Annotated in this window: 8 protein-coding genes; 6 read left to right on the plus strand and 2 right to left on the minus strand. The window is 68.0% G+C overall.

The annotated features are described in order from the left end of the window. Positions 1 to 229: 229 nt before the first annotated feature. The 4 genes from HR086_RS38765 to HR086_RS38780 all read left to right on the plus strand — a co-directional run bounded on the left by HR086_RS38765 (position 230) and on the right by HR086_RS38780 (position 7247). Positions 230 to 448, plus strand: a complete 219-nt coding sequence (locus tag HR086_RS38765; RefSeq protein WP_174457792.1) for a hypothetical protein — start codon at positions 230 to 232, stop codon at positions 446 to 448. Positions 449 to 702: 254 nt separating this feature from the next. Continuing rightward, a complete protein-coding gene (locus HR086_RS38770) occupies positions 703 to 2364 on the plus strand; it encodes a delta-60 repeat domain-containing protein (protein WP_254626632.1) in 1662 nt (553 codons plus the stop codon). Between the two features lie 126 nt (positions 2365 to 2490). Beyond that, on the plus strand, positions 2491 to 3375 hold the full coding sequence (locus HR086_RS38775) for a class I SAM-dependent methyltransferase (protein ID WP_174468133.1): 885 nt from the start codon (positions 2491 to 2493) through the stop codon (positions 3373 to 3375). A 464-nt stretch (positions 3376 to 3839) separates the two neighbouring features. Further along, positions 3840 to 7247 carry a hypothetical protein gene (locus HR086_RS38780; protein ID WP_174468134.1) on the plus strand — a complete coding sequence of 1136 codons (3408 nt, stop codon included), beginning with the start codon at positions 3840 to 3842 and terminating at the stop codon, positions 7245 to 7247. A 57-nt stretch (positions 7248 to 7304) separates the two neighbouring features. Here HR086_RS38780 and HR086_RS38785 read toward each other — a convergent pair whose 3' ends face one another. Beyond that, positions 7305 to 9251 carry a vWA domain-containing protein gene (locus tag HR086_RS38785; RefSeq protein WP_174468135.1) on the minus strand — a complete coding sequence of 649 codons (1947 nt, stop codon included), beginning with the start codon at positions 9249 to 9251 and terminating at the stop codon, positions 7305 to 7307. Between the two features lie 289 nt (positions 9252 to 9540). On the opposite strand from HR086_RS38785, the gene HR086_RS38790 reads away from it, so the two are divergent. Together HR086_RS38790 and HR086_RS38795 are read left to right on the plus strand one after the other, a co-directional pair. Next, the gene (locus HR086_RS38790) at positions 9541 to 9960 is read left to right on the plus strand and encodes a hypothetical protein (protein WP_174457787.1); all 420 of its coding nucleotides are present in this window, start codon (positions 9541 to 9543) and stop codon (positions 9958 to 9960) included. Positions 9961 to 10066: 106 nt separating this feature from the next. Next, positions 10067 to 10849 carry a hypothetical protein gene (locus HR086_RS38795; protein WP_254614166.1) on the plus strand — a complete coding sequence of 261 codons (783 nt, stop codon included), beginning with the start codon at positions 10067 to 10069 and terminating at the stop codon, positions 10847 to 10849. A gap of 36 nt (positions 10850 to 10885) precedes the next feature. On the opposite strand, the gene HR086_RS38800 is transcribed toward HR086_RS38795, so the two are convergent. Beyond that, positions 10886 to 11692: FAM151A/B family protein (locus tag HR086_RS38800; protein WP_217442117.1), on the minus strand; the 807-nt coding region annotated here is incomplete at its 5' end.

Here is an 11692-nt window from a genome sequence, read left to right on the forward strand (position 1 = left end):
CGTCCGTGCCGCTCGGGGTAGAAGGACTCATGGCGTGCTTCGCCTCCTGGGGCGCTTCGGGAGCACCGCGAAAGCGCGGTGGGTGGTGCGCCTTGAGAACGAACGGAGGGCGCGTGGCGTGACACGTCCCGCGGACGTCAATCGCCAGCACTCGAGGGCTGTCACGAGCCCTGCTTACGGACCGTTATGGGAGGCGCGGTCTGGATGCGATTCGCGCGGGAGGAAGTCGATGCCGAAATACTGTCGAGAGAAGTTCGAGAACTCCACCACGGGGAAGGAAGTCTGGGTGTGCTGGCAACAGGACAAGCACGTCCACGACGCTTCACTCATCACCACGATTGCCCAGTGGCTCGGCACGAATCAGGGAGGGGTCTGGCAGGTGCGTGCCAACAGCTACCAAAGCAATCAGTCCTCACCTGGAGAGAATGATTTGTCTTACTCCAGTTGAGGACACCGGGGTGGAGGGAGTCTCCCGGCTCCCTCCACCCCGGGCTGTCTTCACCCCGGGTGGTTTCATGCGACAAGCCACTTTCGACGGGGAGCCCCGCTCTTTAGTGTGCCGCCGACATGAACCTCCCCGCATGTCGCTCTTCCGCCGTCTCGGTCCCCGGGTCCGTACGAACCACCGTCCCGTGTCAGCGCGCACCCTCCCGCCTCCGGCTCTCGTTGCTGGTCGCCCTGGTGGCGCTGGGGGCCACGGGCATGGGGTGCTCATCGGACGAAAGCCCGCCGCCCCCTTCCTCGGGTGGAGACGCGGGCACGCCCCGCCCGGATGCGGGAGGTCCACCGTCGGACGCCGGTACCGAGGAGCCCGCTCCGGATGCCGGTGGAGAGCCGGCGCCTGCCTTCACCGTGCTCCCGCCTTCCGAGCCGACGCTGCGCTTCGCGCCGCGGAACACGACGCGCTTCAGCGTCCAGGTGCGACGTGATGACTCGTTCACCGGCGACGTCACCCTCACGCTGGAGGGGCTGCCCGCCCACGTCCTGGCGGACGCGCTGACGCTGTCCGTGCCGGGGGCGGAGAACCTGGCCAGTTTCGAGCTCCACGTGGAGGAGGCCGCGGCCTATGGGCGCTTCCCCATCCGGGTGGTGGGAGAGGGCCGGGGGGAGCGTGTCGAGGTGTCGGTGACGCTGGAGGTCCAGCCGGGGCAGGCCGCGCTGGATGTCTCGTTTGGCTCACAGGGGCTCGGGCTCCCCGCGCTGGGGCTGTCCGCGGTGAGCATCAACGCCATGGCCGTGACGCCGGACGGGAAGTGGATTCTCGCGGGCTCCACCGGCTCGGCGGGCCTGAGGGACGTGCTGGTGGCGCGGCTGCTGCCGGACGGAACGCCCGATGTCTCGTTTGGCACCCAGGGCACACGCGTCATCGACGTCTGTGACGGTGATGACTACGTCGACGCCGTCACCGTGCTCTCGGACGGGCGGGTCGTGCTCGCCGGTGGCGCCATCGCGGACACCAACAGCTGCACGGCGCGCAACTACCAGAGCCTGCTGCTCGTGCGGCTCACCGACACGGGCGCGCTGGACACCACCTTCGGGACGACGGGGGTGAGGACCTTCCAGCTCTCCGCGGGCAACGCCACGCTGCATGCCCTCACCGTGGACTCCCGGGGCCGCGTGGTGGGCGCGGGGACCGTGCAGAACACGGACCGGGACCAGGTCCTCGTGCGACTGCTGCCGACGGGCCAACTCGACACCTCGTTCAGCGCGGACGGACTCGCCTGGGAGGACGTCGGCGAGGACGACGAGGGGCTGGGGGTCATCGCGCTCGCGGACGACTCGCTCCTGCTTGCGGGCACGACGGCGTCTCACAACCATGGCCTGTCGCTGCGGCGCTATCAGGTCAACGGTGAGCGGGACCGCGCCTTCAGCTACAGCCCTCCTGCCTATGTCACCCCCAGGCTCACGCCCCGGACGCTGCACCTCCTGGAGGGTGGCAAGGTGCTGGTGGGGACTCGCGCCGTGTTCAGTGGGGAAGGGGCCGGCACCGGCGCGGGGCTGCTGCGAATCGACAGCGGCACGGGCGCGGTGGACTCCTCCTTCGGCACGCAGGGCTACCGCTACTTCGTGACGGTGGAGAATCAGGCGAGGGACGTGCTCGTGGGCACGGGGCTGCTGCCGGGCGGCGACATCGCGCTGTCCACGGTGTACCGGGACGAGTCGGGCGCGCCGGGCCTGGGCCTCATCCATGTCTCCGCGAACGGGCTGACGGTGCTGCGCTCGCACCACTCGGACCTGCCCGGAAGCGAGCGGCCTCTCGTCGCGCGGCTCGACGCGGAGGGCTTCTTCCGGGTGGCGGGCCTGCACACCGCGCCGGGACAGTCCGTGGAGACCCCGTTCGTGGCGCGCTTCTGGCCCTATTGAGTCCGTCCCCTTCCGCCTCCACGCCCCGTCAGCTGTCGAGCGGGCGGGGAGGCGGGCGTGGGGCGCGTTGACTCGCCTGGAGGGGGCTCCGAGAATGCGCGCTCCCCAGGCCCCGTGGAGCCCCGCTTGAACCTGCTGACCCGCGTGAAGAAGAGCCTCCGACACCGGGCCGCCCATCAGGCCTCCCAGCCCCTCTCGAAGCTGCTCAGCCTCACCGGCTTCGGCCGCTATGGGCCGGGCCCCCAGCTCAAGAGCCCGGAGCCGCTGCGGCAGGCGGGCATCCCCTACGAGACGTTCCGCTTCGACGTGGCAGGGCTGGACCGCTTCTGGAACGAGCTGCAGGCGGGCAGCCCCGTGCTCCGGCACTACTGCTCGCTCCAGCCCTACTGGGAGAAGCGTTCGCAGTACCACTACTCCTGGACGCAACTGGCGCCGCTGCTGTCGCGCGAGGACGCCGTCTACGTCGACATCGCCTCCACGCTGAACAGCCCCTACCTGGAGGTCATCCGCGCCCTGGCGAAGACGCGCAACGTGTTCGTCCAGGACCTGGTGTTTCCGCCCGGCATCAACGGTCATGAGATTGGTGGCTCGGCCGCGGAGCTGCCGCTGGGCAATGCCTCCGTGGATGCGATGACGCTGCACTGCTCCTTCGAGCACTTCGAGGGGAACGCGGACACGGGCTTCATCCGGGAGGCGGCGCGGGTGCTGCGGCCCGGTGGCCGGGTCTGCATCGTCCCGCTGTACCTGGGCGAGTATGCCTTCACGATGTGTGACCCCGCGTGGGGTTATGACATCCGCCGCGAGGCCGAGCCCGTCATCCACCTCTTCCCGGGCTGGGGAGAGCGGCACGGGCGCTTCTATGGCGTGGACACGCTGAAGGAGCGCGTCCTGGACCCCGCTCACGCCGCGGGGCTCACGTCCCGCGTCATCCACTTCGAGAACATCCTCGAGCTGCACCCGACCTGTTACACCCACTTCGGCCTCGTGCTGGAGAAGCCCGCCGTCGGTTGAGGCTCGGTCCAGCCCCGTGCCCGGGGCGGGGGCCTCTCCCCTGAGGTCGTGGCACTGAAGGCATCGCGCCGGGCGACACTCGCCCAGGCGCGGTGGCGCATTCTTTCTTCATTTCCAGGTCGCGAACGCGAAGCGTCGAATGCAGTGCGCCACCTGGGCGGTAGGTGTGTCTCCCTGATGAAGCCGGAGTGCGAGCCGCACCCTGTCCGAAACGTCTGCTGTCGGGCGACACCTGCGACCTGAATGACCTGTCACGCGACCCATGCGCCGACCCTCGCGGCGTGTGACGGTCGCTGTATGTGTTTCATGTCTCATGCGACGCAAGGGTTTTGCGGTGAAAACAGGCATTAAATCCTGTCGCGAAACTCGCTGTCTCACATTCCGACAATGTTGAAGCGCGGGCTGGCAATGTGCCGGGCTCCTCGCCGTTCTCCCGCGCCTCCCCCATCCCCCAGGAGGTTGTCATGGCCATTCCAAGAGAGCTGCCCACGAAGGTCCGCAAGCCCGTAGAGCAGCCCAAGCCGAAGCCGAAGGCTCCCAAGGTCACGGCCGCGCAGGCGAAGAAGAAGGCGGAGAAGGCGCGCACGGAGGCCAAACGCACGCTGCAAAAGGCGCACGCGTCGGAGAAGAAGGCGACGGAGGCGCGCAAGACGCGCGGCGACGCCGGCTCCCGGCTGGACAAGGCGGACAAGGAGCGCGCCGTCGCGCTCTCTCCCGGCGCGAAGGACACGGCCCAGAAGAAGGTTGAGACGGCGTCCAAGGACCTCGACAAGGCGGACAAGGCCTCGAAGACGGCGAACGAAATCGCCGCCAAGGACAAGCGCGAGGCCCTCGCCGCGGCCAACAAGGCGCTCGCCGCGGAGAAGGAGGCGAACGACGCCGCGGAGAAGGAGAAGCTGCCCAAGCCGTACGCCCTCGCGGACCGGCAGAAGGATGTCTTCGACGCGGGCAGCCTGTCCGCCAAGGACCAGGAGAAGTTGTTCGGGACGAAGTCCGTCGTCTCCTCGAAGGAAGCCGCGACCTCCGATGCCAGACGCGTCGCGGACGCCTCCTCCAAGAGCCCGCGCGCTGGCGCCGAGGAACTCAAGCGTCAGCTCGCGCTCGGTCAGGACCCCGCGTACCGCAAGGCCCTGGTGAGCGAGTCCGCGCCGCAGGTGCAGAAGGCCGCGGACGCGGTGGGTGACAAGAAGACGCCCGCGGAGGACCGCAATGCCATGGTGAAGAGCCTGGCCGACAGCGCGGCGCTGGCGGGGCCCGAGGGCCGCAAGCCGATTGTCGACAAGCTCAACGCGCAGAAGGACCAGGCGACCGTCATCGAAGGCCTCAAGTCCCAGGGCAAGGATGCCAACACCCTGGCGCTGGGCGCGACGATGGCCCGCGAGCTTCGGGCCTCCGCCCAATTCGACAAGGCCGACGCCATTACGCAGGCCAGCCCCGAGCTGAAGAAGGCGGCGGCGGAGTCACCCCTCGATACGGCGCTGCGCAAGGAGGTGGACCTCCAGACGGTGGCCGAGGAGAAGGCCGGTCTTCAGAAGGGGATGTCGCAGACCCAGAAGGACCTGAAGGCTCGGACCCAGGCGCTGGAGAAGCTGGCCCAGCAGCCGGAGAAGCTGCCGCCCGGAGTCTCCATCGAGAGCCGGGACGGGTATGGCACCACGCTCGTGACGAAGGATGACAAGGGGCAGGTCACCGAGCGGACGCGGTTTGGCGACCGCGACGACATGACGTACGTCACGTCGCAGAAGTTCGACCGGGCGAAGGGCACGGTGGAGGCGGAGACGCTGGAGGACCACCACAAGATGGGCACGCTGACGAACACCCGCGCCGCCTGGACGGACAAGGACGTCGACGCGGCGTCGAAGGTCTCCAGCTTGCGTGACGTGGAGAAGCGCAGGAGCGCCGACCCCAAGGCATCCTTCGAGTCCCGCGAGCTGTCGGTCGACGGGGACAAGCGCCTGGTCGAGAAGACCGTCACGGAGGATGCGAAGAACGGCACCACCCAGACGACCCGGACCTTCGGCACCCAGGATGACGAGAAGGGGCTGAACGACCAGCTCAAGGGCAAGTTCGACGACGACCGCCCCCTGGACAAGGTGGACACCAAGACGGTCCACATCCCGCCCGAGGGGGCCAAGGACCCCGACGGCAAGCCCGCCAAGGCCAGCTACACCTTCGGCACGTCGTACTCCCAGGACAACGCCCGCGTCACCGCGAGCGAGAGCAAGGTCTTGGACCGGCCGGAGAAGAAGCCTGGCGAGAGCTCGTACGACAGCGGCTTCTACGACGCCGCGGGGGACGTGGAGTACCGGGCGGAGAAGGAGAACGGCTCGCCCAAGAGCTGGACGCTCCAGACGAGCAATCCCGGCGAGCTGAACACCCAGACGTTCATCGAGGGCAAGGAAGACCTCTCCGTCACCACCCGCAAGAAGTTGGACGGCAACACCGTCACGGAGACCACCGAGGGCCGGGTGCCCGACCCGAAGAACCCGGACGGGGACCCGGTCAGCGTGAAGGGCGACACGAAGCGCACGTTTGACGGGAAGGGGCGGCTGGCCTCGGCGCACTCGGACCAGACGGAGGCGGACGGGACGCGCACGGTGCGCGACTACGCGCTCACCGAGAAGCGGGACGACAAGGGCCGGCTCCAGACCACCGAATCGAGCACCACCTCCACGCAGCCCAAGGACGGCCCCGCCGTCGAGGCTCGCAGCGAGCTGACGCGGACGTTCGACGACAAGGACAGGGTCGTCGCATCGCACCTGGACCAGACGGACGAGACGGGCGCGCGCGCGGTGCAGGACTACTCGCGCGAGGAGAAGCGCAACGCCCAGGGCGAGGTGGAGATCCACGAGCGCACCACATCCAGCCTGAAGCCCAAGGACGGCCCCAAGAGCACCCAGGAGCAGGAGCAGGTGTCCGTCGACACGAAGACGGGACCGGAGCTCATCCGCGCCTCCAACAAAATCACCAACGCCGACGGGACGGCCCAGCACTCCATCACCCCCGAAGGACAGACGCTGACCGTCAATGGCGAGAAGGTCGACTCGGTCGACGCGCTCAAGGCGCTGCCCAAGGGGCAGGCGTCGCTGGGCGGGGCGGCGGTGGATGGCCTGTCGCAACAGGTCAGGGACTTCAATGAGCTGGCGCTCGCGATGTCTCCCAACCGGGCGTTGAACCCGGACAAGGTGGAGCGCAACGACTTGAAGGAGGTGAAGGCGGCGGTCTCAGCCAACTCCGTGGGCATGCTCCGCCTGAAGGAGGCGCTCACGCCCGCGCTCAATGGCCAGCCGTCGCTCAGCCTGGACCCCAAGGCACGCCTGGTGGGCGGAGCGAGCGGGATTGCCGGCCTGGCCGGCAGCGCTGAGATTCTGGCCAAGGCGGGGCCCCTGTTCATGCGGGACTTCAGCCAGGGCAACTACCTTGGCGCGGCGAAGGACGGGGTGGCGCTCGTGACGGGCACCATCGGCGTCGTGTCGGGTGGCAGCGCCGTCACCACCGCGCTTCGTGGCGCGGGCAGTGGCCTGACGCTGGACGGAGGCGTCATCACCGCGGGACAGCGCCTGACGCCCATGCAGGCAGCCAAGAGCCTGAACGGGCTCGCGAAGCTCACCGCGGGGCTGGGCGTCCTGAGTGGCGGCATGCAGGCCTACGACGGCATCCAGAAGGGCAATGGCTGGGCGGTCGCCAGCGGCGTGACGACGGCGACCGCGGCGGTGGGTGGCTACCTGGCGGCCGGCGCCGCGGCGGGAGCCTGGGGCGGGCCCGCGGGAGCCGCCGTGGGACTGGCGATTGGCCTGGGCGCGTGGGGCATGACGAAGGCGTTCGACCACTTCGACAAGAGCGACGTGAAGATCGCCCAGCCGACCATCTGACGACGACGTCCTCCTTCCCGGGCACGTTTCGCCCGGGAAGGAGGGGTGCCGCGCGTGTTACCGGTTGGGAGGCGCCCCCAGCGTCACCCAGCCACTGAGCGTCTTGTTGCCGTCGGTGTGGCTCTCCACCGCGTAGAAGAAGTGGCGAGTCGCGTCGGAGGCGTCGACGAAGCGCACCGCGGTCGTTTCGGAGAGGTCCTCGCTGGCGGCGACCTCACCAATGGCCTCCATGTCGCCCGCCTCGGGGTTCTCGCTCCGGTAGACGACGTAGTGCTTGTGGTGCACGGTGTGCGGCCACGTCAGCTCCGTGTACTTGCCGTCGACGCCGCGCACCGCGAGCTCCACGGCGACCGGCTCCGTATCCGGCGAGATGACGTTGACCTCGTACCTCACGCCACCGATGGGGTCCTTCCGGTCATCCCTCTCGAAGATGTTCATCGGGAAGAAGCCCTCGGGCCCGTCCGACAGGAAGTTCACGTGGATGCGCTCATCCATCTCCTTGTCGGTGTGGAGGCCCAGCGCGCCGCCGTGGCCGCCGAAGAACAGCGTCGTGCCTTCGACACCCTCCAGGCCCTCGGCCTCGCCGCCCGCGGCCTCCCAGGCCGCGAACAGCCGGTCCGTCAGCGTCAGCGTCACGCGGCCCGGGAACGGCTCTGCCTCGGGACGGATGAAGAGCGTCGTCGCATGGCCCACCGTGGGGCGCACGTCATACGTGGTGGTGCCCGTGCCGCCGGGCAGCATCCGGACCACGTCCACGTTGCGCCAGGCGATGTTGTTGTTGAGCTGGGTGTTGGTGACGGTGTCGGAGCCGATGATTTCCGGGTAGCTCATCGGGTCGCCGTCGGACACCCACCGCGCCAGCAGGCAGTAGTGGCCGGGCAGGGGGACGTTGGCCCACTGGATGCGGATGTCACGCGTCTCGCCCGCGTCCAGGAAGATGTTGTGTTGGGTCTGGATGCGCCTCCAGCTCGTGGAGCCCCAGGAGGAGTTGCCGCCCGACGCCAGGTAGTACAGGTGCAGCGAGCCACCAATGGGGCCGGTGGGGCGCAGCGGGCCGTAGTTGCGCAGGGTGACGAAGACGTAGTTGTTGGGCGTGCCGAACACGGGGTTGGTGGAGCTGGCGCAGCCGTTGACGTTGTTGCACACCTTGATGTCGGGGCTCGTCCAGATGGCGCCGGAGCTGGGCTCCCAGCCGTTGTCGGCCGGCGTGTCGCGGATGAAGACGTCGGACGGGGTGCGGCAGTCGCTCAGGAAGTCCTGCACGGCCTGGGGCACGTCCGCGCCGCTGGGCGCCGTCAGCCGGTAGGCCCCCTGGGAGACGGTGGCGTAGTTCTGCATGATGCCCACCACCGTCGGGTCGGGCGTGCCGCCCGTGGGGACGTAGACGGCGTGAATCCGGATGCCCTCGTTGTAGGCCTCCTGCGCCTGGAGGCTGGCCAGGGCGTTGCTCGTGTACGAGTCATTGAAGCCGCCGGGCAGGTTGTCGGTGATGAGGACGACGACCCGGCGGGCCCCCGTGCGCCAGTAGCCCGTGAAGGCGCCGTTCTGGTTCGGGCGGAAGGCGATGTTGTGGATGACGGTGTTGAGCGCCTCGTCGGACGCCTCCGGCAGGTTCCACCCGCCGTTCGCGGTCAGGCTGGCGATCTGCGCCTGCATCTGGGTGTCGTTGCCCGCGCCCAGGTCCACGCGCACGGTGACGTCGTCCTGGAAGGTGACCAGGCCCAGCCGGTAGTCGCCGTTGGACGACGTCTGGATTTGCGTCAACAGGTTGGAGAAGTTCGCCTGGAGGGCGGTCAACGAGCCGCCCATGCTGCCCGTGTCGTCGATGGCGAAGACCACGTCCAGGGGGCCGCACTCGCACGGGTCGACCTGGGGCGGCTCTTTCGGAGGAACCGGGGCGGGAACCCTGGCGGCCGAGGCGACCTGGGAAGACATGAAGAGACAGAGCATTGCCGCGCCGAGCCAGGACATGGCTCGTGGGCGGAGCGTGTTTGACTTTGACATGTAGTGGTTTTCTCCTACGGGGTTTCCACGTCATGTCGGAGAGGGATTGGCGGGGCGTCGACGTGGCGGGCGGTTTGTGAGCAGGAAGCAAGCCATTGCGGGCTTGCAAGTCATTCAGGCGGTTGCGGGGACACGGCGTGGCGGGATGGGTTACTCACGGGGTGGTTTTGTGAAGTTTCCCGCTACACCTCGCACGTGGCGGACGTGTCACAAGCCCCGGGGGCGTGTCGTCTCGGGGATGTGCGGCCGGGGCTTCCGGTCTCACGCTCTCCAACCACCCTGGTGCACCGTGCCCTACAAGTTCCTGAAGCAGCCGAAGACGCCTCCCGACTCCAAGCTCTGTGGTTTCTATGCGCTGTACCACTTCACCAATGGCGGGCTGACGCGGGACGAGTTCATCCAGAAGGCGACGCAGCACTACGAGACGGCGCTCGGCCTGCCGAACAAGGAGGCCCAGGAGATGGTGATGGATGGCAATGACCCCTCCGTCCTGGGGTTGTATGGCCTGGCCCAGAGTGACGCGGACACGCTCAAGAAGCGGGGCGTGGGTGTGATTGCGGACACCACCCGCGGCCACTTCTTCACCGTGCGCCAGGAGAACGGCGTCTGGTCCAGCTACGACAGCTACAACCATGACGCGGCGAAGGCCTATCCCTCCTTCGAGGCGCTCCAGAAGGCGGAGATCGGCAACAGTCAAATCTGGGTCTGAGGGAGGTCGGCGGGACAGCCCTGCTCGGGCGTGCGAGATTGGAGCCTTTGACGAGGACTCCCGCTTGCGCGCCCGAATCGCCGCCCCTTGGAGTGTCGGACTGGCCTTGGTTGTCCTTTGCCTCGCGTGTGCCCACCGGCAGTCGTCCCCGAGGTGCTCGGCGGGGGAGACGCTGTGCTGGGACTTCGAGGAGGGGCGGCTGCCCGCGGGTTGGACACCGCACCGTGACGAGTTCAGCGGGCGGCTCGTCGTGGATGACACCCGGGCCCATGGCGGCAGGTATGCGCTGCATGCCAGCCAGTTGGTGGGAGGCCGGGAGGGCGAGCAGGGGGGACCGAAGAAGACGGTGCGCTTCGAGCTGCCCGGGGACTTCGGCCCCGTGCTCTGGGGGCGCGTCTTCGTCTACACGACGCCCGCGCGTCCAGCCTCACACGCGGGACTCTTCAACGCGCGCTATCCCCGGCCCGGGAGTGATGACGGCGCGTTCCAGGCGCTCGACTGGTACGAGGTGGCGACGTACCAGGAGAAATACATGGCCCTCTGGCATCCGCCGGAGCCGCCCGGCTTTCCGGAGTGGGTGCAGGTCTCCGACACGCCGCTCGTGCTGGACCGGTGGGTGTGTCTGGAGTGGCTCTTCGACGCGGCGAACGGGGAGGCCCCGGAGGCCGCCGAGCCGCGTGTCTGGCTCGACGGCGTGGAGCTGGCCTGGCCCCGGAAGTTCGTCTTCTCCGACCCGCCCACGGACACGCCTCCGAAGCGGGAGAAGGCCCGGAGCTTCACGGTGCTGGAGACGGGCGTCTTCCTCTACCAGGGGCTCTCCGTGCCCACCGACTGGTGGCTCGACGACCTGGCCGTCGGTGGGCAGCGGGTGGGGTGCTCCCCGCGTTGAGGGTGGGCCCTGGATGAAGCGGGGCTCGCGCACGTCTCAGAAGAGCTTCTTCAGGTACTTGCCCGGCTCCTTGGCGAAATCCACCGCGTAGTTCAACCCCTTGTCGACGGTATCCGTGATGGCGCCCCCGGGGTCGTTCATGGCGGTCTCCTTGAGGTCGATCATGCCGGTGTAGCCCAGCTTTTCCTTCAGGTGTTTGGTGGCATCCTCGGTGCTCATGCCGGTGAGCGTCGCGCCTCTCCAGACAGAGATGGGCCCCAGGTCCTGCAAGCGTTTGATGTCGTCTGGATTCGTGGGGTGCTTGCCGTACTCGAAGACGAAGGTGACAGGCTGTGTGACGCCGCCAGTCTCGACCATCTTCACCATTTCGGAGATCGGGTCGGACCCCGCTGGGACCTTGTCGGGGGAGGGAGGGTTGATGGCGATGGTGGCTCCGGGGAACATCGCCCGCGTCTCAACCCCATGGTCGGCTGCCTTTTGGAAGCCGTAGTTGAACATGAGCTGATGGTCTGGAACGCCCGACGCGCGGACTTCGTTCAGGAACCCATTGTTGAAGGCCTCGGCATCCTTCACGTCCAGCTTGAGGCCGACCCCCAGCTCCTTCCCCTTGTTCAGCCATTCCGTGAGGGTGAGGTTGTCGCCCTTCTCATGGATGGGGTCGTGCCGCATTTCGATGCGACCCTTGTCATTGATTTCCATGCTGACGTCGCCCTCCATCCAGTTGTAGTCCCCCTTGGCGGCTTTGTTGAAGTCGCCGCGGGTGTTGGTGGAGTGGGCGTTGTGGGCGTCAGCCAGCTTCATGTCCGGCTTCCAGCGAGGCTCCTGCGCGGGAGGGGGCGCGGG

It is taken from the genome of Myxococcus sp. CA039A, assembly GCF_013336645.1.
GTDB classification, from domain to species: Bacteria; Myxococcota; Myxococcia; order Myxococcales; family Myxococcaceae; genus Myxococcus; species Myxococcus llanfairpwllgwyngyllgogerychwyrndrobwllllantysiliogogogochensis.

Bases quoted from the DNA above. Each gene is read 5' to 3' on its own strand.
- HR086_RS38765 (WP_174457792.1), top strand. From the start codon at position 230: ATGCCGAAATACTGTCGAGAGAAGTTCGAGAACTCCACCACGGGGAAG.
- HR086_RS38770 (WP_254626632.1), top strand. From the start codon at position 703: ATGGGGTGCTCATCGGACGAAAGCCCGCCGCCCCCTTCCTCGGGTGGA.
- HR086_RS38780 (WP_174468134.1), top strand. From the start codon at position 3,840: ATGGCCATTCCAAGAGAGCTGCCCACGAAGGTCCGCAAGCCCGTAGAG.
- HR086_RS38785 (WP_174468135.1), bottom strand. From the start codon at position 9,251: ATGTCAAAGTCAAACACGCTCCGCCCACGAGCCATGTCCTGGCTCGGC.